The organism is Natrinema salinisoli (assembly GCF_020405205.1).
GTDB classification, from domain to species: Archaea; Halobacteriota; Halobacteria; order Halobacteriales; family Natrialbaceae; genus Natrinema; species Natrinema salinisoli.
In genome coordinates this window covers 2,543,487-2,569,364 of the sequence record NZ_CP084469.1, presented here as the reverse complement: position 1 = coordinate 2,569,364, position 25,878 = coordinate 2,543,487, and the positions used below count along the sequence as shown (strand labels likewise).

Sequence of the window (25,878 nt, the reverse complement as noted above, 5' to 3'; positions counted from 1 at the left end):
CGCCCGCCCCCGAAGACGGGGTATGGACGAACCGGACGCGGACGACAGTGCCGACCGCGCCGACGAGACGCTCTGTACCGGAGTCGTCACGATCGCCTCGGATCGAAGCCTCGAGAGCGACGAGTCCGGAACGATAATCGGCGACATCCTCGAGAACGGCGGCCACGAGATCACGGTGCGAGAACACGTGGGCCCGGATCACGACACGGTCCAGTCGATCGTCTCGCGACTGATCGATCGCGGGGACGTCGACGTCGTAATCACCGCCGGTGCGACGGGCGTCGAACCGACCGATATCACGGTCGAGGCGGTCGAGCCGCTCGTGGAGAAGACGCTGGACACCTTCAGCGAACTGTTCACCGTGTTGGCCTACGAGCGCGTCGGGACGGAAGCCATCACCGCACGGACGTTCGCCGGGATCGCCGAGGGAACGGTCGTGTTCTGTCTTCCGGGCGACGCCGGTGCCGTTCGGCTCGCGCTCGAGGAGATCGTCCTCTCGGAAGCGTCCCGGATCGCCGAGCAGGCGAGGGAGGACGACCCCGACGCCGAGGGAGAAGAGGATCCCGACACCGAGGCGGAGAAGCCGGCAGAGGCCGATGCGGTCGACGGGGGTGATTGACGTGGACACTTCTGACGGTGGTGACGGGGGCGACGTCGACAAGGAGGCGATCCGCGAGTGCGTCTGGGACGACCTCGAGGAGAGCGGCGTCGCCCGGTTTCCGTTTCCGCCCCACGGCCGAATTCCGAACTTCGCCGGCGCGAGCGAGGCCGCCGACCGATTGGCCGAGCAACCCGAGTGGGAGGCGGCGACGACGATCAAAGCCAATCCCGACGCGCCACAGCTCCCCGTTCGGCGGCGAGCGCTCCGCGAGGGAAAGACGGTCTACATGGCCGTGCCGCGACTGCGAGACGAGGAGTGCTTCCTGAAGCTCGATCCCGACGAGCTCGAGGACTACGACGCGGCGACCACGGTTTCCGGCTCGTCGAAACACGGCGAACAGGTCGGACCGGACGAGATCGACCGCGTCGACCTGATCGTCTCCGGCAGCGTCGCGATCACCGACGACGGCGGTCGGATCGGCAAGGGGGAGGGGTACAGCGACCTCGAGTACGCCGTGCTCAGGGAACTCGGACTCGTCGACGACTCGACGCCGGTCGCGACGACGATTCACGAGCGCCAGCTGATCGACGAGCCGGTCGCGATCGGACGCCACGACGTCGCGATGGATCTCGTCGTCACGCCCGAGCGGGTGAGACGACACGACGACAGCGACCAGCCGTCCGGGATCGACTGGAGCCTGCTCACGGCCGAGCGACTCGAGGAGATTCCAGTACTCCGGGCGCTTCGAGACCGATAGCTGCGGTCCGCTCGCGACTCACAGTGTCAGCGGTCGAACTCGCGATGCGGGAGCGCTCGACAGAAGGGGTCCATCCCCGGCACGCGGCGGGTTCCGCCGCGTGCCGAATGCCAGATTGCAGGGTGCGACGCGAGCGGGTGGGAACGCCCGCGTCAAGGCAAATCGGTTGGCAGTGGTGGGGAAGGGTGCTGTGGTGGGTTGCTGGAAGTCGCGGGAGCAGGTGGTGGTGGATGCCGTTGGTGGGGTCTGCCCGCCGACCTCCAGTATCCAGTACCCGCCGATCCCACTTGAACGCGGGTGATGGTATACGTGCCTTACGCCGAATTCCACCGAATTCAATCCGATTTTATTCGGCCGAAAAACCGCTCGAGAACGTTTATACTCGGCGTATGGTGCTCGAAATCAGAATCGGGGCGGAGACGCCGGCCGGGGACTCGGGTCACTGCTGTCCCGTCCACGGGCCGGGTCCGTCAGTCGACGAGTTCGTCGGCGACGACGGTCGCGTCCATCAACTGCGGATCGATCGCGATATCCAGTTGCCCTTTGACGAACTCGGGGACGGTCCGGCGGGCGTAGACGACGGTCCGCACGTCCTCGTTCAGGTCGCAGACGATCGGAATCGTCGTCGCCTGCCCGACGTCGGTCAGGACGTACAGGTCCGCCTCGACGACCCCCGCCTCCTCGAGTTGCGGGCGGGAGATGACGCCGTCGATCCGGCTCACCTCGACGCCCTCGTCCTCGAGCGCGACCCCGATGCCGTCCTCGTCGGGCCCGGCGACGACTGCGGTCGTGCTCGGGCTCATTCGTACTCGATGGTCGCGGGCGGTTTGTGGGTCACGTCGTAGACGACGCGGGCGACGTTCTCGTGGGAGCCCGTGATTCGGGACTGGATGCGCTGGAGGGTGTCCCAGTCGATCTCCTGGGCGCGGGCGGTCATGCCGTCCCGCGATTCGACCGAGCGCACGGAGACGACCCAGCCGTGGACGCGGTTATCGCCTTTCACGCCCGTCGCCTTGCCGATGACGGCCGCGAGCGCCTGCCAGGGCTCGTACTCCTCGAGTTCCTCCTCGACGACGTGGTTGGCCTCGCGAGCGACCTCGAGTTTCTCTGCGGTGATCTCGCCGATGATCCGCACGGCCAGTCCGGGGCCGGGGAACGGCATCCGCTCGGCGACGAGTTCGTCGAGTCCGAGGTGGCGTGCGACCTCGCGGACCTCGTCCTTGTAGAGGTCGCGAACGGGTTCGACGATGCCCTCGAAGTCGACGACGTCGGGGAGGCCGCCGACGTTGTGGTGGGACTTGATCCCGCCCTCGCTCTCGATGCGGTCGGGGTAGATCGTCCCCTGGACGAGGTAGTCCGCGTCCGCGTCTTTGGCCTCGCGCTCGAACTCCCGAATGAACTGCTCGCCGATAATCTCGCGTTTCTCTTCGGGGTCGGTGGTTCCGCCCAGCGCCTCGAGGAAGCGGTCTTTCGCGTCGACGATCCGCAGCGACTCCATGTAGTCGAAGGTTTCGCGAATCTGGTCGGTCTCGCCCTTCCGCATCAACCCGGTGTCGACGTAGACGGGCGTGAGTCGGTCGCCGATGGCCTCGTAGGCCAGGGCGGCGGCGACCGAGGAGTCGACGCCGCCCGACAGGGCGATGACGGCGTTCGCGTCGCCGATTTCGTCGCTGATCTCTGCAACTGCGTCCGGAACGAACGTCTCGGTGTCTACCATCAGTGGGTTACCTCCGTTTCTGCGTCGGCGTCTGCGTCCGCGGCCTCGTCCTCATCGGCGGCCTGCTCGAGGACGGCCTCGACGAGCCCGAGGAACGGCGGGCTCGGTTGCCCGGGTCGGGACGTGTACTCGGGGTGGAACTGCGTCCCGAAGAAGAACGGGTGGTCCTCGAGTTCGAGGATCTCCATCCGGTTGCCCGCAGTGCCGGAGAAGACGAGCGGTTCGTCCTCGAAGGCGTCGAAGTATTCGGGGTTGACCTCGTATCGGTGGCGGTGCCGTTCCGAGCACGAGGTGTCGCCGTAGAGCTCGTAGGCCAACGTCTCTGGCTCGATTACGGTCGTGTGTTCGCCCAGCCGCATCGTCCCGCCCATGTCCTCGACCTCGTACTGTTCGGGCAGGATGTCGATGACGGGGTGTGGCGTGTCCTCCTCCATCTCCGCGGAGTGAGCGCCCTCGAGGCCCAGCACGTTCCGCGCGTACTCGACGACGGCCATCTGGAAGCCCAGACAGAGCCCGAGGAAGGGGACGTCGTTCTCGCGGGCGTAGCGGACGGCCTCGATCTTGCCCTCCGAGCCGCGCATGCCGAAGCCGCCGGGGACGATGATTCCGTCCACGTCCTCGAGTTGGCCGTCGTGGCCCTCGCTCAATTCGTCGGCCGCAACCCAGTGGACGTTGACGTCGCTGCCGACCTCGAAGCCGGCGTGTTTCAGCGACTCGTGAATCGACATGTACGCGTCCTCGAGGTCGTACTTGCCGACCAGCGCGATGTCGATCTCGCCGGTCTTCTCGGTGGTGACGATGTCGCGCCACTCGTTCGTTCGCTGGCCCTCGGGGAGCGCCTCGTCGTCGAGGCCGAAGTGCTCGAGGACGTACTGGTCGAGCCCCTCGTCCTCGACCATCAGCGGGACGTGATAGACGTCCTCGACGTCGGGGTTGGAGAACACCGCTTCCGTGGGAATGTCACAGAACAGCGCGATCTTCTCCTTGGTCTTCGGGTCGAGTCGGTCCTCACAGCGGCCGACGATCACGTCGGGCTGGAGGCCGATCGAGCGGACCTCCTTGACCGAGTGCTGGGTCGGTTTGGTCTTCTGCTCGCCGTTCTTCGAGTACGGAACGAGGGTGACGTGCGTGAAGAGTACGTTCTCCTCGGGTTCCTCGTGGGCGAACTGGCGCAGGGCCTCGAGGTAGGGCATTCCCTCGATGTCACCGACGGTGCCGCCGACTTCGATGATACAGACGTCGGTTCCCTCCGCGGCCTCGCGGATCCGACGCTTGATGTCGTCGGTAATGTGAGGAATGATCTGGACCGTCTTGCCCAGGTAGTCGCCGGCCCGCTCCTTCTCGATGACGTGCTGGTAGGTCTTGCCCGTCGTGATGTTGTGGTCCGAGGTCATGTCGATGTCGAGGAACCGTTCGTAGTTCCCGAGATCGAGGTCGACCTCGCCGCCGTCCTCGAGGACGTAGACTTCCCCGTGCTGATAGGGGTTCATCGTCCCCGCGTCGACGTTCAGGTACGGATCGATCTTCACCGCGGTGACGTCGAACCCGGCGTTTTTGAGGAGCCGGCCGGTGCTCGCGGCCGTGATCCCCTTGCCGAGCCCCGACATGACGCCGCCGGTGACGAAGATGAACTTGTTCCCCAGCGAGGGGTCATAATGAGTGTCCGATTCCGTCGGCATACCGAGTGTGCGCGCGACCGCTTGAAAACGATTTCGGGACCGCATTGCCACCGACAGCGGTTGTCATTCCCGATCGGGACGGCGGCCACTCGGTGTCCGTCTCGACGGATCCACGTCCGTCCAAAAACGAGATGGCAACCCTACTTCGGGTTCTCGTCTTGTACTTCGACGATCTCTGCCTGCTCGAGGGACTCGATCCCACCGCCCGTTCGAATCTGGATCGTTCGACCGGGCAGGTTCGGGTCGCCGTCGTCGGCGTTCTCTGGCACGGATACGGCCGTGACCCCGTCGATCGTGAGGGACCGACGCTGGATCGGATCGTCCTCGTACTCGACGGTATCCCACGTCTCGACGTCGAGGTCCTCCATCTCTTCGCCGAAGTAGTCGTCCGCATCAGGGTTGACCGTGTCCTCGGTCTGGGACTCGCCGGTCGTCCTGTTGTCGTCGAACTCTACCTCCTCGTGTTTGTACTGCCGGAGCTGTACGAGCATCGCGGAACCCACCACGAGCAGCGTGTTAATTCTTCTATGGGAAACAGCAGGCTCCCCCGTCTCGCATCCCGTGACCGTTTACGGAGTAACAACACCGGATTTATTTTATGCGACGAAGCCGAAGTCTCGAACACCGTGGCATCGCACGACCGACGCGCCCACGTCGAGATTAGCGAGCCCGATATCGGCTTCCAGGCCGGCTTCGGGTTCTATCTCGGGATCGTCGTCACCGGGATCGTAGCGGTCGCAGGGGTGGTCGCCGACGCGTCCACCGCGACGCTGCTCGGCGTCCTGCCGAGTACGGTGACGGCCGTCGCGATCGTCGGCCACATTTACGCGAAACGCGCGTATGGCCTCCCGGAGCGAATCGGTCGGAGCAGGTGGCGACGCCTCGCCTGCTACGCGCCGGCGGTGGCGTTCGTAGCCCTGTTGTTTATTCCTTCGATCGATACCTCTGCCCCACTCGTCACCGCCACGATCGTCTTCGCCCTCCTGACCGCCATCTCGGGGTTCGGACTCGAGCAAATGGCCAAAAACCGCTACCTCGATGCGATCACGGCGGACGACCCGGCCGCGACCTGGACGTGCTACAAGACCGGCATCCGGAATAACGAACGCGTAATGACCGTGTTCATGATCGCAACGATCGTCCTCGGGCTCGGGATGGCGTGGACCGGGAGCGTATTCGGCCTGCTGTGGGCGGTGTACGGAACCGTCTTTTTGCTCTCGATACACTCCGATTTCGGCGACGACTGGTACGATTTCGACCCGAGCGACCGGTGGAACCCGCCGGACATCAGCGCCCACCAGGTCGGCCTCCTCATCGACAAATCGTACCGGAAGTCGCTCGTCCCGTGGGACGCGATCGACGACGTTCGACTGACCGACGACGAACTCGTCCTCGAGCGACGTCGGTTCGGTCGCTGGTCGCGGTTGTTCGACATCCGCTGTGACCGATCCGGAATCGAGGACCCCGAGGGCGTGGCGGCGGCCCTCGAGCGGGTTCGACGTCGAGCGGAGACGCACACGGCGTCGCCCATCGAAACGACGGACTGAGGCGGTGCCGACTCGGTCGTCACCGAAAAGTAGCCGCCGTTCGTCCCCCCCGCGTATGAGCGACCTATCCGTTACCGTGGGAGAGCGCGACCTCGAGGCCGTCTGGACCGACGACGCGCCCGACACGCGGGCCGCGCTCGAGGATGCGCTGCCCGTGGCGGGCGACGCCGTCCGCTGGGGCGACGAACTCTACTTCGATCTCGCGCTCGACGCGCCGCCGGAGAATGCTCGGGAAGTCGTTCCCGAGGGCGCGATCGCCTACTGGCCGGCCGGGGAGAAACTGTGTCTCTTCTGGGGCGAAACGCCGGCCAGCGAGGACGGCGAGCCCCGCGCCGCCGCACCCGTGACCGTCGTCGCGCTGGTCACTGAGACGGACCCGCTCGCGGATCTCGAGGGCGGAGCGCGGATTCGTCTCGAGCGGACGGACGAGTAAGAGCGATTCGCAGCCGGAAAAACGCCGCCGACGCGCCGATTACTTCCCCCAGAAGGGGTCCCGACTGCGCTGCTTGTCGAGGTACATGTTCAGCGCCTCGAGTTCGTCGCCGGGGATCTCGCTCGCGAGTTCCTGCTCGAGGATCTTCGCGTGTTTCTCGGGGATCTCGATCCAGAGTTCGTCGTCCTCCTCGATCTGGCGGCCGACGGTGGGGCCGTCGATGGCGACGGAGACGCGGTTGCCCGCGCGGGCCTCGTCGACGTCCTCGCCCTGTTCCTGAATGCCCTTGACCTGGCCGACGCGGTTGGGCTCGTTGCCTTCGAACTTGACGACGTTCGCGTTGTTCTGGATCGTCCCCGAATTGACTTCGACACCGACGACCGCGGGGTCGTTCTGGCGGAAGGTGTGATCCGGGAGGATCCGGAACCGGGCGGGCCGGGTGATGTTGTCGAGGATGGTGTCCTGCTGGGCCTTCTCGATCCCCTCGACGTACTCCTCGTACTCCTCGATGAGCTGGTAGATGACCTCGTCGGTGAAGATCTCGACGTCCTCGATCTCCGCGCGCTGGTGGGCGTCTTCGAGGGTGTCGACGTTGAACCCGAGAATAGCCTTCTGCTTCCCGTCCTCGGCGGTCGACGCCACCGAGACGTCGCGCGGGGCGACGTCGCCGACTTCCGCGCGGACGATCGGTACCTCCGCGTCGTCTAACGCGTCGGCCATCGCCTCGAGGCTCCCGAGGGTGTCGGCCTTGACGACGACCCCTTCCTCGGCGGTGTCGACGGCGATACTCGCGAGCTCGGCCTGCACTTCCTCGACGACATCGTCGACGTCGCGGTCGCGAACGACCCGGACCGGCGCGCCGGCCATCGCGTCGGCGAGCTCGGGCGCGGCGATCTTGATCCCGGTCGCGGCCGACACCTCGTCGACTTTCTCGAACCGGCTCTCGGTTCGGATTTCGGCCAGCGGCCGCGGCTGAAGCAGCGCGCGGACGTCGGTGATGATGGGCTCGTTCTGTCCGCCGACGACGATCCGATCGTCCGATCGGATCGTCCCGTCGTACAGTACCGTGTCGATCGTGGTCCCGAACCCTTTCTCCTCTTTGACCTCGAGGACGGTCCCGACGCCGGGGCCGGCGACGTCGATCTCCATCTCCTCTTTCATGTAGCGCTGGGAGAGGCCCATCATGACGGTCAGGAGGTCGGGGACCCCTTCGCCGGTCATCGCCGAGACGGGGACGACGCCGACGTTGCGTTGGAAGTTCTGGACCCGCCAGTAGAGGTCGGCGGAGAACCCCTCGTCGGAGAGGTTGCCGATGATCTCGTAGAGGCTCTCGTCGAGGCGCTCGCGCACGCGATCGGACTGGGACTCGTAGGTGTCGTTGATCGGGGAGTCCTCGTTGGGGTTCCACCCGGGAACGGTGTCGATCTTGTTCGCGGCGACGATGAAGGGGGTCTCCGAGCGCCGGAGGATGTCCAGGGCCTCGAGCGTCTGGGGCTGGAAGCCGTCGTTGACGTCGACGACGAGGATGGCGATATCGGCCAGCGCGCCCCCGCGGGAGCGGAGCGTGGTAAAGGAGTGGTGACCCGGTGTGTCGATAAAGAGGAGGCCGGGGAGGTCGAAATCGTCCGGGTCGACGAGATCGCCCGCGATCGTTGAAATGATGTCCAGCGGAACGGCGGTCGCGCCGATGTGCTGGGTGATCGCGCCTGCTTCGCCCTCGATGACCGCGGAGCCGCGGATCTTATCGAGGAGACTTGTCTTGCCGTGATCGACGTGCCCGAGGACGGCGACGATCGGCGTTCTGAGGGATGTGGGGTCGCGTGTATCCGTGTCCGACATGATGAACCACCCGAGAAGGTCTTACCTAAATCGTCCGTAGCGCCGTAGTTAAACCCATCGTCATCCGCGTTCGGACGCGGAGTCGGAGCCGGCGATCGAGACGGCGGCGGATCGGTCGCCTCGAGCGGACGTTGTTGCGGGTGGTGCGTTCATTTAATACTCTCGTGTGACGTTCCTTTCACCACTGCCGGCATTCCGTCCGGTCGATACCGGCCGGATTCCGCCGTGCATGCGCGCGATCCCCGTGGTTTTTAATACCGATTAGTAAGAACGGGTATGCATGAGCGATATACTCGCTGAAAACCTCTCGGGGAAGTCCGTCATGGGGTCCGACGGCACCGAGCTCGGACTGCTCTACAACATCACCATGGATCTGAAATCCGGCAAACTTCACGATCTCGTCATCGAACCCGACGAGGAACTGTCCCGGCGAGCCGTCGATTTCGACCGCAACGACGGCGGTCGATTCCTCGTTCCCGTCAACCGCGTCCAAGCGGTGAAAGACTACATCGTCGTCCAGCGCTAACGGTATGTACGTTCTCGACTCCTCCGCTTTTATCCACGACTTTCACACGACAGAACAGACTGCAACTATCCCGCTCGTCCGCGAAGAACTCGAGGACGAGAGCGCCTATCGCTACGACGCGATGGAGGGCTCCGGGATGCACATCCACATTCCGAACGACGACACCACCGAGAAGGTCGAGCGCGCGGCGCGCGAGTCCGGCGATCTCGACGTCCTCTCGGACACCGACGTTCGGCTCGTCGCGGCGAGTTTCGAACTCGACGCCACCCTGGTGACCGACGACTACGCGATGCAAAACGTCGCGGAGAAGCTCAACGTCGCGGTCGAGGTGATCGCCCGGGAGGGCATCGACGAACAGCGCCACTGGCAGTATCAGTGTCAGGGCTGCGGCCGGGAGTTCGACGAGGAGAAGGATCGGTGTCCGATCTGCGGCTCCGAACTGGCTCGGAAGAACCCCTCGTAGGCCGCGATCGCGTTCGATCGCGGTCGGTTTGTTCGGTCGGGTACCATCGGTACAGTCGATCAGTTACCCGTAGGTAAAGTAGAGATTCGCGAAGAGAAGCGCGTTGTACACGCCGTGGATCAGGGCCGGGACGAGGAGGTTGTCGGTCCGCTCGTAGATCGTGCCGAGGACGAGCGCGAGCCCGAAGATGGTACCGAGGCTGGCGATCACCGCTCCCAGTCCGGCGGTGGCGTACGCGAGCACGTGGACCGCCGCGAAGATGACGCTGGCCACGGCGACGGCACCGGGCCGCGAGAACGTCTCGTACAACGATTTCTGGATCACGTTCCGGTAGAGCAGTTCCTCGAACGGACCGATGATCAGGATCGCGAGCGGGACCAGCACCAGCATGAGCTCGGGATTGTCCTGTGCCCGCTGCGTCGTCGAGTGCTCCGCGCTCTCCACGCCTGTCGACTGCATGAGCGTGGAGATCACGAACAGCGTCCCGAACAGAACGAGTAGTCCACCGACGGTCCAGGCGACGTCCCGCAGGGTCGGCCGACGGACGTCGATAAACGACAGGTCGCGGTCGGTTAGCGCGAGGTACCCACCGGTGACGAGCACCGTCCCGATAGCCATGCAGACCTGGGTGAAGACGGTGGTTTCGATCTGCGAGAGCGGCTCGAGGAGCGGCCTGACCGGAATCGCGAGGATGACGACCACGAACGGCGTAACGAGGAGCCCCGCGAGACCGACCGCGGACAGCATGAGGGTCTGGAGACCCCGTCGTTTCAACCCGGTGCTGTCGATTCCGAAGTAGTCCGCAACCCCGATCGCGGCGGTAAACCCCGCGGCGACGAAGGCGACGAACACGATCGGAACCGACACCGACACGGTCGGGATAGCCGCGGGTGCGGTGATTCCCTGATTCAACGCGTAGCCGGCGAGCAAGACGACGATGACGCTCGAGCCGGCGGCGATCGCCCCGCCGATCCGGCGCTCGAGACCGCCGTGGCGTCGGACCAGAAAGGCGAGAACGGCGGCGAGGGAGAACGCGGCCCCGGCGACGACGATCGGGTCGTCGATGCCGCGTCGAACGGGGACGAGCATGGCCACCATCGTGATTCCGGCGAGAACGGTCCCGATTCCGGGAACCGCGCCGGACGCGAGCGGGCCGGCGTCGTCGGCCCGTGCAGTCTCGGTCATACGTGAGTGTTCGTGCGAGGACGCATATGTACACCGCAACCGGACGACTGGGACTCTGTCGGCGACTACCGTTCGATGCGGAGCTCCGTCTTGTCCGCGACCGCCTCGGCCTCCTCGAAGTCGCCGCCGCCGAGGAGCCCGCGGGTCGCGTTCTTCGCCCACTCGACGGCCGGCTGCTCGAAGGTGTTCACGCCGTAGAGTTCGCCCGCGAGCACGCAGGCGGCTTCCATCCCGTAGAGCAGGCCGCCGAGTTCGTACTCGTCGACGCGCTCGAGTTCGACGCGGACGTTCGGCCGCCCGGCGGCTGCGAGGCTGGCCTCCGTGGCTTCGAACTCGGCCTCGAGCAGTTCCCCGAGCGTCGCATCACCCAGGTACGCCAGATCCTCGACGTCGGTGGCCGGAATCGATCGATCCGTGCGCTCCTGCGTGGTGACGAAGGTGACGAGCTTGTCCCGCGGGCCGGCACGGTACAGTTGGAGTTGCGAGTGCTGGTCGGTGACGCCGAGCGCCCGCACCGGGGTCTGCCCGAGGTCGTCTTTCCCCAGGCTCTCGGCCCACAGCTGGGCGAACCACTCCGCTGACGTCTCCAGCGACTCCGCGTAGGGCATCACGGCGTTGATCCCGGCTCCGCGCCCGTCCAGTGCGTAGGTCGTCGCGCCGTAGGCGTAGGCCGGGCAGTCGAACAGCGAGCCCGACAGCGTCTCGCGCTCGGCGGCCGCGCCCGCGAGCAGCGCCTCGAGGTCGTGCCCGCAGACGGCCGCGGCGACCATGCCGACCGCCGACAGGGCGGAGAATCGTCCGGGGACGCCGTCGGGGACCTTCAGCGACGGCAAGTCGTGACGATCCGCGAGATCTCGGAGCGGGCCGGCCTCGCCGGTCGTGACGATCGTCCGCTCGGTCCAGTCGACTCCCGCGTCCTCGAAGGCCTCGCGGACGACCAGGAAGTTCGCCAGCGTCTCCGCCGTCGTTCCCGACCGCGAAACGACGTTGATCGCCGTCTCCTCGAGGGGCAGTCGCTCGAGGTGGCTCGAGACCCACTCGGGATCGACGTTGTCGAGGAAGACCGTCTCGGTGTCCGATTCCAGGGCGTTCGTGATCGTCGCCGCGCCGAGCGAACTGCCCCCGATTCCGACGGTGATCAGCGCCTCGGCGTCCGCGACCGGTTCGACGGCCGCCCGAATCTCGTCGGGATCGGTTCGCTGGGGGAGGTTCAGCGCCTCGTACCCGTGTTCCTCGTTCGCCATTCCCGCCTCGATGCGCTCGTGGGCGGCCGCGACCTGCTCGTCCAGTCGTTCGAGGGAGTCCCTCGAGACGCCCGGCGACGCGACGGACGCCAGCGCGTTACCGATGTCGACGTTCATACGGGAGCACGCGACCGCCCGGGCTAAATGCGTTCCGTGATCCGTCCCGAATCCACCCGTGATCCGTCCCGAATCCACCCGCGTTCGGCGGAGTCTCCCCCGACCCACCACGTGTGTAGGGATCAGCCTTAGGCGCCCGTTTCGCCTAACGTGGAACACATGTCCAGTCACACGCCGTCCGAACCGATCGACGTCTTGCTCGTCGAAGACAATCCGGGCGACGTTCGTCTGACTCGGGAAGCGTTCAAAACGGTCGACAGCGAGATCGAGTTTCACACCGTAACCGACGGCAGAGAGGCGACGACGTACTTCGATATCTGCGAGACGGACACCGCGAGCACCGATCCGGACCTCGTGCTCCTCGATCTGAACCTCCCGCGAGTCAACGGGATCAGGGTCCTGGAGCTCCTCCGGGACGAACTCGACTACCCGCCACCGCCGATCCTCGTCCTCTCGAGTTCGAGCGCGGACGAGGACGTCCGCAAGAGCTACGACCGCGCCGCGAACGCCTACCTCACGAAACCCGACGGCCCCGACGAGTTCGACGACCTGGCGCACGCGATCGAGGACTTCTGGATCGAATCGGCCCACCACCCGCCCGCCCCGTCGTAACGCCCGCCGGAGACGGTGTCGGTCGAAAGCCGAAACCCGGAAACCGATCCGCCCGCTACGACCGCCCATGACCGAAAAGACGGGCACCTTCGTCGTCACCCACGCCGAAGCGGAGTCGGCCGTCGTCCGCGACGTCGAGACAGCACAGGTCCACACCCTCGGGTCGAACCCCGGCCTCGAGGTTCACGACGTCCTCGAGGCGACCGTCGCACCCGAGCCGCCGATGGAGGTCACCTGGGAGGTGATCGACGTCGACGACAGACGCACGATCGAACTGGTCGACAGCGACCTCGAGCCGACTACGCACGAGAAAGAGCTGGCGGCCGAGAGCGAGGTCGGCGACCTCGTTCAGGAGGAGCGAGCTGGAACCGGCGAAATACACGTGTTTCGCGTTCCGGAGGGAGAGGTCGAACCCGCAGCCCGGGACGTCCTCGACGACGAGGAGACGCTCGCTCGCGCGGCCCGGCTCGAGGCCGTCCGCGTGGAAGTGCGGCGCTCGGCCGACGACGGCGTGCTGAGCGTGCGCTATTTGCCGGATTGAACGGTATCGATTACGAGACGGACGTGCTGTCGCCCCACGATCGTGGGACACTGACTCGTGTTGGTCGAATTGAGAAGGCTTACTTCGGGGGACTCCGAGTGGTCCGATATATGGCGTATTTCGACGTACCGGAGATCGAGTACACCCGGTACAGTAACCGCCAGCTCGCGGCGGTTCCGCTCGCGGTCCTCGCGGTAGCATTGCTCGTTCTCAGCGGTTCGTTTCTCGTGTACGGCACCCCGGTCCCGCTGGGAATGGATTTCGCCGGCGGGACGGAACTGACCGTCCAGACGACGACGCCGGAAGGCGAGATAGCAGCGGCGTTCGATCAGACACCCGAGTCGGTGACCGCGACGGGGACCGAAAACCAGTATATCGTTCGGTTCTCCTCGACGGACTCCGCGGCACTGACCGATCAGGCCACGGATTCGGACACCGGATTAGAGCCGGACGGCGACGCCGAGATCGTCCAATCGGTGTCGTCCACGTCGGCGAGTTTCGGTGCGGGAAGCCAGCAGACGGCGATGCTCGGATTGGTCGTCGCCTTCGTCGGCATGAGCGCCATCGCGTTCCTGCTCTTTCGGACGTTCGTCCCGTCGATCGCGATCGTCATCTCGGCGTTCTCAGACCTCGTGATCCCGCTGGCGTTCATGCGCCTCGTCGGGATCCCGCTCTCGCTGGGGACGGTTGCCGGATTGTTGATGTTGATCGGATACTCGGTCGACTCGGACATCCTGTTGAACAACCACGTCCTGCGACGGAGCGGTGACTTCTACGAGAGCACGTATCGCGCGATGCGGACCGGTGTCACGATGACCGTCACGTCGATGGCCGCGATGCTCGTCATGGCCATCTCGGCGTACATCTTCGGGATCGGCCTGCTCGCTTCGATCGGTATCATCCTCTTCGTCGGTCTCGCAGCCGACCTGATGAATACCTACATGTTGAACCTGAGCTTACTTCGCTGGTACAAGTTCGAGGGGATCCGCCGATGAACCCGATCGACGCGGTCAAATCGAACTGGCGGATCCTCCTGCTCGTGGTGTTCGTCAGCTTCGCCGTCGTCGCCCTGTTCGTCCCCGGCGGCATCATGGCCGACGACGGCCTCGCCGAAAACGAGAGCGTCCAGGAAAGCCCCACGAACCTCGAGTTCGGGCTCGGACTCGAGGGCGGCACCCGGATCAGGGTGCCGGTCACCGGGATGACCGCCGAGGACATCGCGTCCGACGCGGTCAGCGACGACGGCCAGGTCGATCAGGAGCGACTCGGGGAGATCGAGGCGACGGTGGAGCAGGAACTCGATCTCGAACCGGCCAACGCGAGCGTCGACGTCCAAGAGGACGGGACCGTCACAGCGGAGGTGTTCACCGACGACGTGAGCGAGGAGGAGTTCGCCGCGGCGTTGCAGTCGGCGAACGTCGACGCGTCGGAGGACGATATCCGTGACGGCGTCACGCAGTCGACCCGCGATCAGATGATCGAGACGATCCAGACGAAGATCAACGCGGCGGGACTCTCCGGCGGGACGGCCTACGAGCAGACGACGGCGACCGGCGAGCACTACATCGTCGTCGAGGTGCCCAACATGGGCGCCAACGAACTCCGGAACATCCTCTCTGAACGCGGGGTCGTCGAGGTCGTCGCGTACTATCCCGGGGAGAACGGGAATCAGACCAACGAGACGGTGCTGACGGGCGACGACATCGCCACCGTCGACCCGCCACAGCAGCGCGAGCAGGGAGACGGATACGTGGTCCCAATACAGGTCCGGGAAGAGTCCGCACAACAGTTCCAGGGGCGAATGAACGATATCGGATTCACCAGCGACGGAGTCGGAAGGTGTAGCCTCCGTGGTGATGGCGAATCCATCAGTTTCGATCACGAGGGTGAACAATACTGTCTCCTGACCGTCGCCGATGGCGAGGTCGTCGATGCTCACAGTATGGGCGACCGGGGCGGCAACGGGCTCGCGACCAACATGAGAGAGGGGACCTGGGCGGACGATCCGACGTTCCAGATGGGCGCACAGAACCAGCAGGACGCCCAGTCGCTCTCGGTCAACCTCCGCGCAGGGAGCCTGCGCGCGCCGCTTGATTTCAGCGAGAGCCAGATCTACTCGATCGAGGCGGCCCACGCCGACCAGTTCAAGCAGTACTCGCTGCTGATCGGGCTGCTCTCGGTCATCACCGTCAGCGGGGTCGTCTACGGTCGGTACACCGACACGCGCGTCGCCCTCCCGATGATTCTCACCGCCGTCGCGGAGGTCGTGGTCCTGCTCGGGTTCGCGGCGCTGATACGCATGCCGCTGGATCTCTCCCACGTCGCCGGGTTCATCGCGGTCGTGGGGACCGGGGTCGACGACCTCGTGATCATCGCCGACGAGGTGATGGACGAAGGCGACGTCAGCTCGGAACGGGTCTTCCAGTCGCGATTCCGAAAGGCGTTCTGGGTCATCGGTGCCGCGGCGGCGACGACGATCGTCGCCCTCTCACCGCTCGCGGTGCTGAGCCTCGGTGATCTCCAGGGGTTCGCCATCATCACGATCCTCGGCGTGCTTATCGGGGTGCTCATCACTAGGCCGGCTTACGGTGACATCCTCCGACGGCTGCTGACCGATCAATAACCGGCGTTTCCGAGCAGTTTTCTCATCAGTCGTTCCGACACCGCGGACACCAGTCTACGGTTCCGTTCTCACCGTGTGCTCGGACGAAATCGTACGATACAGCGGTCTCACAGGTAGTACAACGCGGCATACACTCACCACGGCAACGCAACGGAGACACGGTCAATAGCGAGTCGCCTGCGATCGCAGCCCTCGTCGAGGTTCCCGATCTGGTCTGTCGGGCGATCGGATTCGGCCGGAGACCCGGGGTCGGTAGTTTCCGACGCGAGATTACGGCTGCTCGAGATCGCGCTGGAACTCGTCGAAGACCTCGAGGTCGTCGGGGAGGTCGTACTCGAGGCGGCGTTCCTCCTGTCGGTTGGTGCCGGCGTCGTCGACGGGCGTGGCGACGTCTTCCCAGCCGGGTTTGATCTTGACGCTCTTGGCGGGCATTCCGATGGCGATGTGGTGGGCGGGGATGTCGTGCTGGACGATCCCGCGTGCGCCGACGATGGCGTTTTCGCCGACCTTGCAACCGGCGCGGACCATCGCGTCGTAGGTGAGGCGGACGTCGTCCTCGACGACGGTGTGGTAGTTGCGGACTTCGGTCTGGTCGACGACGTCGTGATCGTGGCTGTAGATGTGGACGCCGTCGGAGACCGAGACCCGGTCGCCGATCGTGAGTTTCCCGCGGTCGTCGAGGTGGACGTCGTCGTGAATGATCGTGTTGTCGCCGATCGTGATGTTGTGGCCGTAGGTAAACGAGATGCCCTTGAAGAAGCGGCAGTCGTCCCCGCAGTCCTCGAACAGGTGGTCCGCGAGCATGCGCCGGAATCGGAGCGCGAATTCGACGTTGTCCGCGATCGGGAGGCTGTCGAACTGTCGCCAGAGCCACTGGAGGTGTTTCGAACGGCGGAACTTCTCCTCGTCTTTCTCGGCGTAGTATTCGCTCTCGAGGGTCGTGTTGCAGGGATCGTAACTCTGCAGACGGACGCGTTCGGCCGGCGAGACGGACTCTCCACTCTGCCAGCGCTCGTACGCCTCGCGGTCTCCCGAGAGATCGATCAGGACGTCTTCGACGACCGAGCAGGTGTCCTCCTCGCTCGAGAGTCGTCGATCGACCTCGTCGATGAACTCGCGCATCCCCGATTCCGCCTCCTCGGGGAGCGACACGTACCGCTTTGTCATACCCCGAGGTATTGCCCGCCGAGTTGATAGGGGTTCGGTTGTGCGTTCCGGGTTGCCGGACCCGCTTGTACGCGGGTTACCACTGGTTCGGGGTGACGAACCGACGGAACCGGCTCACTCTCGTTCGGATTGCCACCTCGAGAGAATGAGTGCGGGCAACGTGAGCGCGCCGATTACGAGCAGTGTGCCGGCGACGATCGTTCCGACCGTGACCCGATTGACGGAGATCTCGAGGGATCGCGTCGCCCAGACCCCGAGGGAGACGACGGCGAGGAGGACGACCGGGAGGAACCGACCGTGGTTTCGGGAACGGGAATCCGCCATACGAATACCTGTCAACCAGTACTCAAGAACGATTCGACTCGAACCCGTCGGCACGATCCCGAACCCGTTCGGATCGGGCGCTCGAGCGTTCCGCACGCCATAAGTTCCCCCGCTACGAAGGGGTCGATATGCAACACAGCGAACTGGGCGACTCGGGCGTCGAGGTCAGCGAGGTCGGCTTCGGCGCGTGGGTCGTCGGTACCGACTGGTGGGGCGACCGGTCGGCGGACGACGCCATCGAGATGGTCCAGTACGCCGTCGATCAGGGGATCACCTACTTCGACACGGGCGACGTCTACGGCCACGGCGACAGCGAGGAACTGCTCGGGCGGGCGCTGGCCGAGGTCCGCGACGAGGTCACCATCGCGACCAAGGTCGGCTACGATTTCTACAACAACCCGCAGGCCGGCCACGGCGAACTCCCCAAGGAGATGGACCCGGAGTACCTCCGGGACGCCGTCGAGAAGAGCCTCGAGCGCCTCGACGTCGACTCGATCGACGTGCTCCAGCTCCACAACGCCGACGCCGCGGAGATCACGCCCGACGTCCTCGAGTTGCTGGACGAACTCGAAGAGGAGGGAACGATCGACGCGACGGGCCTCGCGCTCGGCCCGTCGATCGGCTGGCTCGCCGAGGGCGACCTCGCGATCGAGGAGGAGTTCGGCTCCGTCCAGCTGGTCTGGAACATGCTCGAACAGGAGGTCGGCAACCACTTCCTCGAGACGATCGAACGGACGGGCTCCTCGACCAGCCTCATTCCCCGCGTCCCACACTCTTCGGGGATCCTCAACGAACAGGTCACTCCCGACACCGAACTCGGGGAGGGCGACCACCGTGGTTTCCGACCCGAGGAGTGGTACGAGACCGGGTGGGAGAAACTCGAAAAATTGCGCTTTTTGGAGCGAGACGGGGAGCGCACGATGGGGCAGGCGTCGATCGCGTGGCTCCTGAGCCACGAGTCCGTCGCGACCGTGACGCCGACGTTCCGCACGAAAGGCGACATCGACGAGTGGGCGGCCGCCAGCGACGTCCCCAAGCTCTCCGACGAGGAGATGACCCGCGTCGCGGAGCTCTACGAGACCAACTTCGGCATCGACCGCGACGACGGGATGGACGCGCTGCGCTCGTCCGTCGACGGCGACGACATCGAATCGGCCGGGCTCGACAAGCTCGCCGCGGACTGATCGGACCGTGCTCGAGCGGGCGCCGGCGACCGGCCTACTCCGCTTCGGAGTTCGTAAATCGGAACTCGAACTCCAGTTTCCCCTCCGTCTTCACGTTCACGCCGCCGAGCCGGTCCGAGAGCTGGTCGCGCGCCCCGGAGCTCGGTTCGACGGTGACGGAGACGCTGTTGCTGTCGGCGTTGTACGTGATGTTCCCGACGGTAACGTCGAACTCGAAGAATTCCGGGACCTCCTCCCTGAGTCGCGCTCGCACGTCTTCGACCTCCGACTGCACGTCGGACATCTCCTCGTTTAACGTGCTCATCTGTATTGCTAGCAGTGACCACCGCTTAACGGTTGACCTGTATTTCGCAACCTGCGAGAGCAGCGCGCGGGGAGTGAGTCGGACGAGCGTCGATGGTCGCCTATATATACGTCCTCCATATCTGGGTCGTCCCCCTATCGGGAAACGGACCGAACGATTACACTGTCGGCTGGACTCCCGTCGTGGAATTCGCCGAACCCCTTCGGCGAGTTCTCCGCGCCGACGGCGGACGACAGTGAGCCGGCGAGCACCCGATCCCCACCATGAAACCGTACGAATTCACCTGCCCGGACTGTCGTCGAGAGATCACGGTAACTGAACCGATGCGCGAGGCGACGTTGGCGAACGGCTGTCCCGTTTGTGGACGGTCAGTAGCCGAGGATCACTTCACGAGCACTCCATCGCAGGCGGAACACGCAGATCCAGTATAGCGGAGCCGACGGCGTGCGTTGCCCAACTGATCTCGCATCTACTGGCGCTTCTGAAACGGCCGTCCGCCCGTCCGTCTATCGTGGCGACGACCAGTCGCGCTCCCGCGTCTCGAGGTCGTCCTCAACGACGAGATCTACGTGCCGGACAGCCGTGGGGACGATGACCGCGTCACCGTCATCGTCGGTTCGTTCGCCAGTCAGTCATCCGCAGATCGGATGCGAACCGAATAGTCTTCAAACACATCTATAGGAAAATTTATACGCTCCAAATTCGTTGCAGAATCCATGATTCCCTTCTTCGTCCCCGGTGGAATGGGACCTCCGGAACTGCTCATACTACTGTTCATGGCCGTTTTCTACGTCGGTATTCCGCTCCTCGGTATCGTCGCGGTATTCTACTACCTCGACGGGAAGCGCGGGTACGACGAGCGGATTTCGACGCTCGAGCGACGCGTCGAGGAACTCGAAGACGAGCGCTCGTAGCGACGATCCGCCCTACTTCGAGAGGGCGCGCTCGACGGCCTCCGCCACGTCCATCGCTTTTTCGGCCAGGTCCTCGGCGACCAGCCCGTCGTCGACGGCGTCCTCGAGTTCGTCCGCGTCGACGATCTCGACTGTCCCGTCGCCCTTCCGGATGACGTCGACGTAGAGGTCGACGTATCGCGCACAGTCGGGGAAGAGTTCGACGGGCGTACAGACGTTGACGTACGTTCCCTTCGCCGCGCCGCTGGCGTCCTTGTACGTCGTCGGATACCACCAGCGGCCTTCGCGGAACTTCGTCACGGCGACGTCGCCGGACTCCTTCGGCGCGCCGAGCGCGTCATAGCTCCCGCCGGCGCTCATGGAGCGCTCGAGGGTGACCTTCCCCTCGGGGTCCCAGTCGGTGATCTCGCCGCGACCGAGCGAGATGAGTCGACCGTCGGGTTTGCCGTGGCCGATCTCGAGGCGGTCGCCCCGGGTAGGGCCGAACTGCCGCGCGACCGCGGCGAAGGGGAATTCGCCGCCGTCGGTGCCGTCGCCGACCGAGCCGTAGACGGCCTCCGCGAAGTCGACCGCCGCGCTCGCGGCCCGATCGGCCGCCTTCGTCCGGTGGTGGCCCGGCATCGTCGTCTCCACGCGCCGTCGAACGCCGTCCAGCGCGAATCGGGCCTCGCGGCCGAACCAGCACCACTCGGTTCGCCGGGGGGCGGCGAGCAGTCCCGGCTCACCGGGGTCGTCCGGCGCGTCGGCGAGGGCGTCCTCGAGCACCCGCGCTCGGTCGACGGCGGTTTCGAGGGCCGTCCCCATCGCCTCGAGGTCGGCGTCGGCGGCCGCGTGCTGCCACCGAACGCCCCATCCATCGGGAACCTCGACGGAGAGCAGGTCGGTCATGCCGACCAGCTCTTCGCCCCGCGTACCGCGGAGCGCCGCGGAGACGCCGGTCCTGTGCTGCGAGAGCGTACAGAGCCCGCCCTGAATCTCGATCGTCGGCCGGACGCGTGGCCGGTCGTCGTCCCACGACGGGGCGGGTTCGTGGACCTGTACGCGGTACCGGTCGCCGGCGTCGACGTACCCGTCGGCGTCGTCGTAGTTGAGGTATCCGCGCCGTCCGTCGCCGAGGTCGACGACCGCGCCGCTGCCGCCGCCCGCCTCGAGGACCTCCGCGTCGAAGACCGCGCCGCGGGGCACCTCGTCGTCCCAGCGGAAGCTATCGATCGCGAGGGCGGCGAGTTCGCCCGCGACCGTCTCGACCGCGTCTCCGTCGCCCGAGATTTCGACACCCTGCCGGTCCCGGGTCGTCTCGAGCGTCACGTCGGCCGGTGCAGCGTCGAAGGACCGCTCGAAGCGCTCTCGGATCGGTTCGGACGCCTGGACGACCTCGCAGTCGGTTTCGTCCAGTAACTGCGTGAGTGCCGTCGTGTAGATGCCGCGGACTCGAGCCGTCGTCATCGCAGGGTCTCGCGGTCGGCGGCGAAGCGCACCCGGTCGTCGATCGTCGGCCCGAGCGTCAGTTCGACGTATCCGTCCGCCAGGATACGCCCATCTTCGACGTAGACGCCCCACGTCTCGAAGCGAAGCCACCCTCGCATCTCGTCGGCGTGCGTGGTGAGATCCGCGTAGTCGACGTCGTGTTCCGGGTACTCCGAACTCGAGTGCGCCATGTCCATGTCGGAGTAGACGGTGTCGTGCTCGTCGAAGAAGGCCTCGAGCGCCGCCGCGTCCTCGGCGACGGCCTCGACGACTGCCTCCGAGGCGGCTCGGAGGTCGTCGGTCTCGAGGCCGACGTCGCGCAGCGCTTGCTGGGTTCGCTGGTCGAAGTGCATACGCGCCGGTTGGGCCGGGAGACGTTTGATAATTCCGAGTCCCGCTGGCCGTCCTGACCAGTCAACTCGCAGTTAGCCGCCGCGAACGACGTGTCCGTATTTCAGTAAGCCGACGAAGACGACACCACCGACGGCGTTGCCAGCAGTCGCCAACGAGAGGAACTTCACGTAATCGAGTACCGATACGGTAGGCGAGACGAACACGCCGAACAGCACCTCGACGTTCCCCGCGATCGAGTGTGGCAGGTGGAGGATGCCGATCGAAGCGGTCACGAGCCAGATGATGAGTAACCGGCTCGTCGTCTCCTGTGCCGCGGTGATCAGCCAGGCCAGCAGCCCCATGAGCCACCCCGCAAGGATGGCGGCGACGAACAGCCAACTGAGGTCGTGATCGACCAGCTTGTGGGCGATCGTCCCGAACGCCTCCGGCGTGGCGACCCCGAGATTGGGCATCAGCGTCACGATGAACGCGGTGAACACCGCACCGCCGACGATGTTACTGATCCAGACCAGCCCCCAGACGCGAACCAGGTTGCTCGCCGACGCGCGGCCGTCGAGTACCGGCATCACGGCGAGGGTCGTGTGTTCGGTGAACAGCTCCGAGCGCGCGATGATGACGAAGATGAATCCCACGGCGTAGGCGCTCGCCAGCAACAGCTCCGTGCCGAGATCACCGTAGCTGCCCTCCGAGAGCGTCAGTAACACTGCCATCAGTAGCGGCCCGAAGCCGATGTCGAGGCCGGCCGAAAATCCCGACAGCAAGAGCCCGGTCGGTTCCCGTTCGATCTCGTGGAGCCCGGATTCGATGAGGGACTCGAGAATGTCCGGTGCGGGGGTCTGATCGCCGGAAATCGGCGGCTTTGAATCTGATTCGCCCATGTTACGTTTGTCCGTCGTCCGCGATCTCGAGCGTTCGGTTCTCGGACCCGATCATACGGGACCTACGGAGCAGGGGTGGAAAAAACGTGTTGCGCTCGACCGGCACGAACGGCCCGACCGAGTCGCCGGATGGGGAACCTATACCGGGCGGGCGCGTATACATGCGACCATGCAGCGAAGGCGCGACCCGGTCGAACGAGCCGAGGAGCGAACCGGCGATGGGTCGACTGACCTCTACGACGTCTCGACGTGGGAACCCCGATCCATCGTGGATCTGTTCGCGTACACGATCTACAACGCCGCGAGCTACGGCTTTCGGGGGATCGTCCTGTTGATTACGATCGCGATCACGCTCTCGTTGCTGATCTCGCCCGCGACACTCATCCGCGAGGATCCGTTCCTCGCCGTCTTCTTCGCGCTCTCGGTGGTTCCCGCGGGATTGCTCGCGGCGTACATCTGGTACGCCGATATCACGACGAGCGAGCCGCTTCGGTTGCTCGTCGCGACCTTCCTGCTGGCGATCCTGTTCGCGACGTTCGCCGCGGTCGTCAACTCGGTGACGCGGCCGATATTCGGTGCCGGATTCGTCGGCAGCCTCCTCTTTTTCTACCTCATCGTGGGACCCGTCGAGGAGACGGTGAAGCTGCTCGCCGTCCGGGTATTCGCCTACCGGAGCACGAGCTTCAACGCCGTCATCGACGGCGCGGTCTACGGGGCCGTCGCAGGGCTCGGGTTCGCCGCCATCGAGAACGCGCTCTACATCAGCCGGGTCGTCGGCGAGGCGGACCCGGAAGCGGGCGTGTTCGTCACCGCCAGCGGGATCGCGACGGTCCGGGCCCTGGCCGGCCCCGGTCACGTCATCTACTCGGCGATCGCGGGCTACTACCTCGGGCTGGCCAAGTTCAACCGCGAGCACGCCGGTCCGATCGTGATCAAGGGGCTGCTCGTCGCCGCCTTCGTCCACGGCACCTACAACGTCACCGTCGGAGTCGCCCCCGGCATCATCGCCGATATCCTCCCCTTCGGGTACGGCATCGCGTTCGTCTGCTACGTCGTCGTCTACGACGCCGCGATCGGCCTCTACCTCTACCGCAAGATCTCGCGCTACCGCCGGCGGTATCAGGCCGCCACGAGCGACGTGGACGGCGACTCCCGGCCGGAGCTAACGGAGTTCGAGCCGCCACAGCGCTGACCGTCGGTTTCGATACCGTGTATCCCCTGCTCGAAGCGGCGTCATCTCACAACCACGTCGGTTCGGACGGCTCGTCCGTACCGTCGTCGTGCCACGAATAGGCCGGCGTCCAGTCGAGCAACGCGGCGGCCTTCGCGTTCGAGAGGGCGGACTCCCTGCCCTCGAGGCCGCAGTCGGCCGGCAATTCGCCGCAGACTGCTTCGACGAGTTCCGCCGTGGGCTGGCCGAGGTAGTTCTCGTCGGCGACCGCCAGCACGGTTTCGTGGCCGTCGTGATCGCTCGCGAATGCTGCCTCCACCATTCGAGCCACGTCGCGGACGTCGACGTAGGACCCGAAGTTGCTGCCCGTCGCCTCCTCGGAGAGGTCGGTGCCGTCCTCCGACGGCCGCGCTCGAGCCTTATCGGGCGAGAAGATCGTCGCCGGCCGGATCGTGGTCACTGAGATCCCGTACCGGCGCGCGATCGCTCGAGCGGTTTCCTCGCCGCAGACCTTCGAGAGCCCATAAGGGTCCTCGGGACGCCGGTCGTGAGCCTCGTCGATCGGCAGGTAATCGGGCGTCCACTCGGTCTCCGAAAACAGCGCCCCGTACGTCGCCTGCGAGGACGTCCAGACGACGTCCGTCTCCGCTCGGCCGGCCGCGACCAGCACGTTGTACGCGCTCGTGACGTTGTTCTCGAAGAGCCGCGTCCCGGGCGTCGCGCGCGGATCGGAGACCGCCGCGAGGTGGACGATCGCGTCAGGATCCACCTCGTCGATCGTCTCCCAGGTCGGCCCCTGTTCGGTCAGGTCGACGGCACGGAACTCGGCGTTCGCCCGCACGCCGTCGGGCCGCTCGAGGTCCAGTCCGACGACGGTGACGCCCCGATCCGCCAGTCGATCGACGACCCACGAGCCGACGTCGCCGGTCGCACCCGTGACGATCGCGGTGTCTACGTCGTGGTCGAACTCAGGCATCCGTGATTCGGACATACCGGCGATCCAACGTCTATCCACTAAACGGTGGTTCCGAACACCGTTCGCCGAAACGCAGTCGCAAACGGGTCGTCAGTCGAAGCGCGCCTCGAGCAGCCGTTCGACGTACTTCGCGAGCACGTCGACCTCGAGGTGGATCGGATCGCCGGGCTCTTTCTCCGAGAGGGTAGTCAGGTCGTAGGTCGTCGGGATGATCGCGACGGTCACCCGGCCGTTTTCGGCGTCCAGATTCGCGACGGTCAGGCTAATGCCGTCGAGCGTGATCGACCCCTTCTCGACGACGTAGCGATCGTACCCCTCCGGCAGGTCGAATTCGAAGAACCAGTCCTCGTCCACCGATTCGACGTTCCGAACGGTCGCGACCGCGTCGACGTGGCCCTGCACGACGTGCCCGTCGAACCGGCCGTCGGCCGGCATCGCCCGCTCGAGGTTGACGCTGTCGCCCTCCGCGAGGTCGCCGAGATACGTTCGCTCGACGGTCTCCGTCGCGAGGAAGACCTCGAACCGCTCGCCCTCGACGAACTCCTCGACCGTGAGACACGCGCCGCTGACGCTGATGCTCTGGCCGTGCTCGAGGCCCGTCGCGACCTCGGCGGCGGCGATTCCCAGCCGAAGCCCGTCGTCGGTTCGCTCTCGAGCGACGACCTCGCCGGTTTCCTCGACGATTCCCGTGAACATACCTCGACTTCCCAGCCGACGGATAAAGACGCTCCGCATCCGGGACGCGTTCCAGTTCCGTGACGTTGCCTCGACAACTGAGGCGCGGACACGTCATGGATCTCGAGTCGCGAGCGGTCGCCGTCGGTCGTCGTCCTTTTGGCAGTACCCGGACTATCGGTCCCTAATGGCCGGCATCATCGATACGATCAAACTCGCGGGCACGCTCGTGCTCGCGATCCCCGCTGCGCTCGCCGGAATCGATATGCTCACGAACGGGCAGACGGCGATCGGCGCGACCCTCATCGGGCTCGCGATCGGGCTCGTCGTGATCCAACACTGGTTGACGATGCCCACCGACATCCCGGAACTCCTCGCCAAACGGGTCGTCGGAACGGTCGCCGAAGAACCCGAATCCGAGCCGGACGACGATCGGTAGCGCCTGGGGCGTCGATCGTCGGTCGTCGCAGTCTCTCCGGGACGAATTCTGGACCGCTCGAGACGAGGGTCTGATAGCCGGTACTGCCCGCGAGCGGTCGCTACAACCTGAAGCGACGACCGGACGGAGATCCCCTCCGGA

The 25,878-nt window shown here is 65.4% G+C and carries 30 protein-coding genes; 15 read left to right on the top strand and 15 right to left on the bottom strand.

All coding sequences use genetic code 11. The features are described from left to right. The first annotated feature begins 22 nt into the window (after positions 1-22). Positions 23-619, top strand: a complete 597-nt coding sequence (locus LDB05_RS12730) for a MogA/MoaB family molybdenum cofactor biosynthesis protein (protein ID WP_226004368.1) — start codon at positions 23-25, stop codon at positions 617-619. Continuing rightward, positions 597-1,358: a 5-formyltetrahydrofolate cyclo-ligase gene (locus tag LDB05_RS12725; RefSeq protein WP_226004367.1), complete on the top strand. Its 762-nt coding sequence runs from the start codon at positions 597-599 to the stop codon at positions 1,356-1,358. The genes LDB05_RS12730 and LDB05_RS12725 overlap by 23 nt, the downstream gene beginning before the upstream one ends. A 470-nt stretch (positions 1,359-1,828) precedes the next feature. Here LDB05_RS12725 and LDB05_RS12720 read toward each other — a convergent pair whose 3' ends face one another. The 4 genes from LDB05_RS12720 to LDB05_RS12705 all read right to left on the bottom strand — a co-directional run bounded on the left by LDB05_RS12720 (position 1,829) and on the right by LDB05_RS12705 (position 5,245). Continuing rightward, on the bottom strand, positions 1,829-2,161 hold the full coding sequence (locus tag LDB05_RS12720; RefSeq protein WP_226004366.1) for a DUF7126 family protein: 333 nt from the start codon (positions 2,159-2,161) through the stop codon (positions 1,829-1,831). After that, the gene (guaA, locus tag LDB05_RS12715) at positions 2,158-3,075 is read right to left on the bottom strand and encodes a glutamine-hydrolyzing GMP synthase (RefSeq protein WP_226004365.1); all 918 of its coding nucleotides are present in this window, start codon (positions 3,073-3,075) and stop codon (positions 2,158-2,160) included. The genes LDB05_RS12720 and guaA overlap by 4 nt, the downstream gene beginning before the upstream one ends. Continuing rightward, on the bottom strand, positions 3,075-4,754 hold the full coding sequence (gene pyrG, locus LDB05_RS12710; protein ID WP_226004364.1) for a glutamine hydrolyzing CTP synthase: 1,680 nt from the start codon (positions 4,752-4,754) through the stop codon (positions 3,075-3,077). The genes guaA and pyrG overlap by 1 nt, the downstream gene beginning before the upstream one ends. 140 nt (positions 4,755-4,894) lie before the next feature. Next, positions 4,895-5,245, bottom strand: coding sequence for a hypothetical protein (locus LDB05_RS12705; RefSeq protein WP_226004363.1), 351 nt, complete (start codon positions 5,243-5,245; stop codon positions 4,895-4,897). A gap of 135 nt (positions 5,246-5,380) precedes the next feature. Here LDB05_RS12705 and LDB05_RS12700 point away from each other — a divergent pair, with 135 nt between their 5' ends. Then, complete coding sequence (locus LDB05_RS12700) at positions 5,381-6,301, top strand: PH domain-containing protein (protein ID WP_226004362.1); 921 nt, start codon at positions 5,381-5,383, stop codon at positions 6,299-6,301. A gap of 55 nt (positions 6,302-6,356) precedes the next feature. Further along, positions 6,357-6,734, top strand: coding sequence for a cyclophilin-like family protein (locus tag LDB05_RS12695; protein ID WP_226004361.1), 378 nt, complete (start codon positions 6,357-6,359; stop codon positions 6,732-6,734). A gap of 39 nt (positions 6,735-6,773) precedes the next feature. On the opposite strand, the gene infB is transcribed toward LDB05_RS12695, so the two are convergent. Further along, on the bottom strand, positions 6,774-8,573 hold the full coding sequence (infB, locus tag LDB05_RS12690; protein ID WP_226004360.1) for a translation initiation factor IF-2: 1,800 nt from the start codon (positions 8,571-8,573) through the stop codon (positions 6,774-6,776). 280 nt (positions 8,574-8,853) lie between these two features. Between infB and LDB05_RS12685 the strand changes: the two genes are divergently transcribed. After that, positions 8,854-9,099, top strand: coding sequence for a PRC-barrel domain-containing protein (locus LDB05_RS12685; protein WP_226004359.1), 246 nt, complete (start codon positions 8,854-8,856; stop codon positions 9,097-9,099). A gap of 4 nt (positions 9,100-9,103) precedes the next feature. Further along, the gene (locus LDB05_RS12680) at positions 9,104-9,562 is read left to right on the top strand and encodes an NOB1 family endonuclease (RefSeq protein WP_226004358.1); all 459 of its coding nucleotides are present in this window, start codon (positions 9,104-9,106) and stop codon (positions 9,560-9,562) included. A gap of 63 nt (positions 9,563-9,625) precedes the next feature. Here the strand turns inward: LDB05_RS12680 and LDB05_RS12675 are convergent, their stop codons facing one another. Together LDB05_RS12675 and LDB05_RS12670 are read right to left on the bottom strand one after the other, a co-directional pair. After that, positions 9,626-10,747: a CPBP family intramembrane glutamic endopeptidase gene (locus LDB05_RS12675; protein WP_226004357.1), complete on the bottom strand. Its 1,122-nt coding sequence runs from the start codon at positions 10,745-10,747 to the stop codon at positions 9,626-9,628. Positions 10,748-10,812: 65 nt separating this feature from the next. Next, positions 10,813-12,108 carry a glucose-6-phosphate isomerase gene (locus LDB05_RS12670; RefSeq protein WP_226004356.1) on the bottom strand — a complete coding sequence of 432 codons (1,296 nt, stop codon included), beginning with the start codon at positions 12,106-12,108 and terminating at the stop codon, positions 10,813-10,815. Positions 12,109-12,267: 159 nt separating this feature from the next. Between LDB05_RS12670 and LDB05_RS12665 the strand changes: the two genes are divergently transcribed. From LDB05_RS12665 to LDB05_RS12650, 4 genes are all read left to right on the top strand, one after another. Next, on the top strand, positions 12,268-12,720 hold the full coding sequence (locus LDB05_RS12665; protein WP_226004355.1) for a response regulator: 453 nt from the start codon (positions 12,268-12,270) through the stop codon (positions 12,718-12,720). Positions 12,721-12,787: 67 nt separating this feature from the next. After that, complete coding sequence (locus tag LDB05_RS12660) at positions 12,788-13,261, top strand: DUF5812 family protein (RefSeq protein WP_226004354.1); 474 nt, start codon at positions 12,788-12,790, stop codon at positions 13,259-13,261. Between the two features lie 110 nt (positions 13,262-13,371). Continuing rightward, positions 13,372-14,256, top strand: a complete 885-nt coding sequence (secF, locus tag LDB05_RS12655) for a protein translocase subunit SecF (RefSeq protein ID WP_226004353.1) — start codon at positions 13,372-13,374, stop codon at positions 14,254-14,256. Then, positions 14,253-15,884, top strand: coding sequence for a preprotein translocase subunit SecD (locus tag LDB05_RS12650; RefSeq protein WP_226004352.1), 1,632 nt, complete (start codon positions 14,253-14,255; stop codon positions 15,882-15,884). Before secF ends, LDB05_RS12650 begins: the two co-directional genes overlap by 4 nt. Positions 15,885-16,154: 270 nt before the next feature. Here LDB05_RS12650 and LDB05_RS12645 read toward each other — a convergent pair whose 3' ends face one another. Beyond that, positions 16,155-17,051 carry an acyltransferase gene (locus LDB05_RS12645; RefSeq protein WP_226004351.1) on the bottom strand — a complete coding sequence of 299 codons (897 nt, stop codon included), beginning with the start codon at positions 17,049-17,051 and terminating at the stop codon, positions 16,155-16,157. A gap of 114 nt (positions 17,052-17,165) precedes the next feature. Continuing rightward, on the bottom strand, positions 17,166-17,375 hold the full coding sequence (locus LDB05_RS12640; protein ID WP_226004350.1) for a hypothetical protein: 210 nt from the start codon (positions 17,373-17,375) through the stop codon (positions 17,166-17,168). 128 nt (positions 17,376-17,503) lie between these two features. Between LDB05_RS12640 and LDB05_RS12635 the strand changes: the two genes are divergently transcribed. After that, entirely contained in the window at positions 17,504-18,559 is a 1,056-nt protein-coding gene (locus tag LDB05_RS12635) for an aldo/keto reductase (protein ID WP_226004349.1), read from the top strand. Positions 18,560-18,593: 34 nt separating this feature from the next. On the opposite strand, the gene LDB05_RS12630 is transcribed toward LDB05_RS12635, so the two are convergent. Beyond that, a complete protein-coding gene (locus LDB05_RS12630; protein WP_226004348.1) occupies positions 18,594-18,863 on the bottom strand; it encodes a hypothetical protein in 270 nt (89 codons plus the stop codon). Positions 18,864-19,126: 263 nt separating this feature from the next. Between LDB05_RS12630 and LDB05_RS12625 the strand changes: the two genes are divergently transcribed. Together LDB05_RS12625 and LDB05_RS12620 are read left to right on the top strand one after the other, a co-directional pair. Continuing rightward, complete coding sequence (locus LDB05_RS12625; protein WP_226004347.1) at positions 19,127-19,294, top strand: DUF7560 family zinc ribbon protein; 168 nt, start codon at positions 19,127-19,129, stop codon at positions 19,292-19,294. 285 nt (positions 19,295-19,579) lie between these two features. Next, complete coding sequence (locus tag LDB05_RS12620) at positions 19,580-19,777, top strand: hypothetical protein (protein ID WP_226004346.1); 198 nt, start codon at positions 19,580-19,582, stop codon at positions 19,775-19,777. A gap of 12 nt (positions 19,778-19,789) precedes the next feature. Here LDB05_RS12620 and LDB05_RS12615 read toward each other — a convergent pair whose 3' ends face one another. The 3 genes from LDB05_RS12615 to LDB05_RS12605 all read right to left on the bottom strand — a co-directional run bounded on the left by LDB05_RS12615 (position 19,790) and on the right by LDB05_RS12605 (position 22,476). Beyond that, positions 19,790-21,223, bottom strand: a complete 1,434-nt coding sequence (locus LDB05_RS12615; protein ID WP_226004345.1) for a ribonuclease FAU-1 family protein — start codon at positions 21,221-21,223, stop codon at positions 19,790-19,792. Further along, the gene (locus LDB05_RS12610) at positions 21,220-21,597 is read right to left on the bottom strand and encodes a DUF7532 family protein (RefSeq protein WP_226004344.1); all 378 of its coding nucleotides are present in this window, start codon (positions 21,595-21,597) and stop codon (positions 21,220-21,222) included. The genes LDB05_RS12615 and LDB05_RS12610 overlap by 4 nt, the downstream gene beginning before the upstream one ends. A gap of 72 nt (positions 21,598-21,669) precedes the next feature. Then, complete coding sequence (locus LDB05_RS12605) at positions 21,670-22,476, bottom strand: formate/nitrite transporter family protein (protein ID WP_226004343.1); 807 nt, start codon at positions 22,474-22,476, stop codon at positions 21,670-21,672. A 169-nt stretch (positions 22,477-22,645) separates the two neighbouring features. On the opposite strand from LDB05_RS12605, the gene LDB05_RS12600 reads away from it, so the two are divergent. Beyond that, the gene (locus tag LDB05_RS12600; RefSeq protein WP_226004342.1) at positions 22,646-23,668 is read left to right on the top strand and encodes a PrsW family intramembrane metalloprotease; all 1,023 of its coding nucleotides are present in this window, start codon (positions 22,646-22,648) and stop codon (positions 23,666-23,668) included. Between the two features lie 46 nt (positions 23,669-23,714). On the opposite strand, the gene LDB05_RS12595 is transcribed toward LDB05_RS12600, so the two are convergent. Beyond that, positions 23,715-24,638, bottom strand: a complete 924-nt coding sequence (locus LDB05_RS12595; protein WP_226004341.1) for an NAD-dependent epimerase/dehydratase family protein — start codon at positions 24,636-24,638, stop codon at positions 23,715-23,717. 75 nt (positions 24,639-24,713) lie between these two features. After that, positions 24,714-25,319 carry a riboflavin synthase gene (locus tag LDB05_RS12590; RefSeq protein WP_226004340.1) on the bottom strand — a complete coding sequence of 202 codons (606 nt, stop codon included), beginning with the start codon at positions 25,317-25,319 and terminating at the stop codon, positions 24,714-24,716. 166 nt (positions 25,320-25,485) lie between these two features. Between LDB05_RS12590 and LDB05_RS12585 the strand changes: the two genes are divergently transcribed. Continuing rightward, complete coding sequence (locus LDB05_RS12585) at positions 25,486-25,737, top strand: DUF7533 family protein (RefSeq protein ID WP_226004339.1); 252 nt, start codon at positions 25,486-25,488, stop codon at positions 25,735-25,737. The last annotated feature ends 141 nt before the right edge of the window (positions 25,738-25,878 follow it).

Coding starts and splice junctions, on each gene's coding strand:
- LDB05_RS12730 (WP_226004368.1), top strand. CDS start 23: ATGGACGAACCGGACGCGGACGACAGTGCCGACCGCGCCGACGAGACG.
- LDB05_RS12725 (WP_226004367.1), top strand. CDS start 597: ATGCGGTCGACGGGGGTGATTGACGTGGACACTTCTGACGGTGGTGAC.
- LDB05_RS12720 (WP_226004366.1), bottom strand. CDS start 2,161: ATGAGCCCGAGCACGACCGCAGTCGTCGCCGGGCCCGACGAGGACGGC.
- guaA (WP_226004365.1), bottom strand. CDS start 3,075: ATGGTAGACACCGAGACGTTCGTTCCGGACGCAGTTGCAGAGATCAGC.
- pyrG (WP_226004364.1), bottom strand. CDS start 4,754: ATGCCGACGGAATCGGACACTCATTATGACCCCTCGCTGGGGAACAAG.
- LDB05_RS12705 (WP_226004363.1), bottom strand. CDS start 5,245: ATGCTCGTACAGCTCCGGCAGTACAAACACGAGGAGGTAGAGTTCGAC.
- LDB05_RS12695 (WP_226004361.1), top strand. CDS start 6,357: ATGAGCGACCTATCCGTTACCGTGGGAGAGCGCGACCTCGAGGCCGTC.
- infB (WP_226004360.1), bottom strand. CDS start 8,573: ATGTCGGACACGGATACACGCGACCCCACATCCCTCAGAACGCCGATC.
- LDB05_RS12685 (WP_226004359.1), top strand. CDS start 8,854: ATGAGCGATATACTCGCTGAAAACCTCTCGGGGAAGTCCGTCATGGGG.
- LDB05_RS12680 (WP_226004358.1), top strand. CDS start 9,104: ATGTACGTTCTCGACTCCTCCGCTTTTATCCACGACTTTCACACGACA.
- LDB05_RS12675 (WP_226004357.1), bottom strand. CDS start 10,747: ATGACCGAGACTGCACGGGCCGACGACGCCGGCCCGCTCGCGTCCGGC.
- LDB05_RS12670 (WP_226004356.1), bottom strand. CDS start 12,108: ATGAACGTCGACATCGGTAACGCGCTGGCGTCCGTCGCGTCGCCGGGC.
- LDB05_RS12665 (WP_226004355.1), top strand. CDS start 12,268: ATGTCCAGTCACACGCCGTCCGAACCGATCGACGTCTTGCTCGTCGAA.
- LDB05_RS12660 (WP_226004354.1), top strand. CDS start 12,788: ATGACCGAAAAGACGGGCACCTTCGTCGTCACCCACGCCGAAGCGGAG.
- secF (WP_226004353.1), top strand. CDS start 13,372: ATGGCGTATTTCGACGTACCGGAGATCGAGTACACCCGGTACAGTAAC.
- LDB05_RS12650 (WP_226004352.1), top strand. CDS start 14,253: ATGAACCCGATCGACGCGGTCAAATCGAACTGGCGGATCCTCCTGCTC.
- LDB05_RS12645 (WP_226004351.1), bottom strand. CDS start 17,051: ATGACAAAGCGGTACGTGTCGCTCCCCGAGGAGGCGGAATCGGGGATG.
- LDB05_RS12640 (WP_226004350.1), bottom strand. CDS start 17,375: ATGGCGGATTCCCGTTCCCGAAACCACGGTCGGTTCCTCCCGGTCGTC.
- LDB05_RS12635 (WP_226004349.1), top strand. CDS start 17,504: ATGCAACACAGCGAACTGGGCGACTCGGGCGTCGAGGTCAGCGAGGTC.
- LDB05_RS12630 (WP_226004348.1), bottom strand. CDS start 18,863: ATGAGCACGTTAAACGAGGAGATGTCCGACGTGCAGTCGGAGGTCGAA.
- LDB05_RS12625 (WP_226004347.1), top strand. CDS start 19,127: ATGAAACCGTACGAATTCACCTGCCCGGACTGTCGTCGAGAGATCACG.
- LDB05_RS12620 (WP_226004346.1), top strand. CDS start 19,580: ATGATTCCCTTCTTCGTCCCCGGTGGAATGGGACCTCCGGAACTGCTC.
- LDB05_RS12615 (WP_226004345.1), bottom strand. CDS start 21,223: ATGACGACGGCTCGAGTCCGCGGCATCTACACGACGGCACTCACGCAG.
- LDB05_RS12610 (WP_226004344.1), bottom strand. CDS start 21,597: ATGCACTTCGACCAGCGAACCCAGCAAGCGCTGCGCGACGTCGGCCTC.
- LDB05_RS12605 (WP_226004343.1), bottom strand. CDS start 22,476: ATGGGCGAATCAGATTCAAAGCCGCCGATTTCCGGCGATCAGACCCCC.
- LDB05_RS12600 (WP_226004342.1), top strand. CDS start 22,646: ATGCAGCGAAGGCGCGACCCGGTCGAACGAGCCGAGGAGCGAACCGGC.
- LDB05_RS12595 (WP_226004341.1), bottom strand. CDS start 24,638: ATGTCCGAATCACGGATGCCTGAGTTCGACCACGACGTAGACACCGCG.
- LDB05_RS12590 (WP_226004340.1), bottom strand. CDS start 25,319: ATGTTCACGGGAATCGTCGAGGAAACCGGCGAGGTCGTCGCTCGAGAG.
- LDB05_RS12585 (WP_226004339.1), top strand. CDS start 25,486: ATGGCCGGCATCATCGATACGATCAAACTCGCGGGCACGCTCGTGCTC.